Annotated in this window: 2 protein-coding genes; both read left to right on the top strand. The window is 61.7% G+C overall.

Going from position 1 to position 1,579, the window contains the following annotated elements; genetic code table 11:
• Positions 1 to 831 (top strand): amino acid ABC transporter substrate-binding protein (locus tag AC1DWI_RS22540; protein ID WP_477725832.1); only part of this gene is annotated, 831 nt, incomplete at its 5' end.
• An 85-nt stretch (positions 832 to 916) separates the two neighbouring features.
• Positions 917 to 1,579, top strand: a 663-nt coding sequence (locus tag AC1DWI_RS22535; RefSeq protein WP_477725831.1) for an ABC transporter permease subunit, incomplete at its 3' end; no start/stop codon positions are given.

Genomic DNA, 1,579 nt, shown 5'->3' with positions numbered 1-1,579 from the left:
GCCGTCGCCGCCAGCGTGCTGGGCGACGCCAGCAAGATCAAGTGGGTTCCCCTGAACGCCCAGCAGCGCTTTACCGCCCTGCAGTCCGGCGAGGTCGATGTCCTGTCGCGCAACACCACGTTCTCGCTGACGCGCGACGCCTCTCTGGGCCTGCACATGACCGCCGTCACCTACTACGACGGCCAGGGCTTCATGGTCCCGGTGAAAAGCAAGATCAAAAGCGCCAAGCAGCTGAAAAACGCCACCGTCTGCGTGCAGTCCGGAACCACCACGGAAAAAAACCTGACGGACTTCTCCAAGGCCAACAACCTCAACATGAAGCCCGTCGTGTTTGAAAAGCAGGAAGCCGTCAACGCCGCCTACTTCTCCGGCCGTTGCCAAGCCTACACCACGGATGCATCCGGCCTGGCCTCGGTGCGCAACAAGGAAGCCAAAGTACCGGCCGACCACCTGATCCTGCCGGAGCTGATCTCCAAGGAGCCGCTGGGCCCCATGGTGCGCCGCGGTGACGATGAATGGTTCGCCATTGTCAAATGGGTGATCTACGGCCTCATCGAAGCGGAAGAATATGGCGTGACCCAGGCCAATGTCGATGCCATGACCAAGGAAAGCAAAGACCCGGTGGTCATGCGCCTGACCGGTAGTGGCGAAGACACCGGCAAGCTGCTGGGCCTGGACAAGGAATGGCTGGTTCGCGCCGTCAAGGCCGTCGGCAACTACGGTGAAATCTTCGACCGCAACGTCGGCCCCAAAACGCCCCTGGCACTGCCGCGCGGCCAAAACAACCAATGGAATAAAGGCGGCCAGATGTACGCCATGCCGGTGCGCTGAACGACTCCTTCCGATGCGCTGAACGCAACGGGCCGCTCGCAACCATCCGTTGACGAGCGGCCCGTTTTACTTGGGTAACCGCCTTATGTCCGAGCATTCCCTGATTCCCGCACGGCCGGCGCCGGCGCTGCGGCGCAGAGTTTTTTCCTGGCGCAGCAAGCAGGCGCGCGCCGTTGTTTACCAGATCCTGGCCGTCAGCCTGATCGTCTTCCTCGTGTGGCTGCTCGTGAGCAACACCATGAGCAACATGAAGACGCGCGGTATCCAGAGCGGCTTTGATTTTCTGTTTCAGCCCGCCGGTTTTGACATTGGGGAAGGCTGGCTGAATTACGACTCGATCGATCCCTACTGGAAAGCCTTCCTCGTGGGGCTGGTGAACACCCTTCGCGTGGCCGTGGTGGGCATTGTGCTCACGTCCGTGCTGGGAACCCTGCTGGGCGTGGGACGCTTTTCGCGAAACGCCCTGATCCGCGGCCTGTGCTACGGCTACATCGAGATGTTCCGCAACATCCCGGTGCTGCTGCAGCTGCTGATGTGGTACCTGCTGTTCACGGAATACCTGCCGGCCATTGACCAGGCCCTGCATATCGGCAGCCTGGTGTATATCAGCAAGAACGGCCTGTCTTATCCCTTTCCGGTGTGGCACCTCGGGCAGACGCTGGCCCTCGTCGGCATGGCGGCCGGTGGTGTGGCGGGGTTTGTTTATGCGCGCCGGGCACGCCGCCACTTTGACCAGACCGGCCATGCG

The organism is Polaromonas sp. P3_C2 (genome assembly GCF_056402675.1).
Note: the sequence above shows the minus strand (reverse complement) of the source record. Positions and strands in the feature narration are given on the sequence as shown.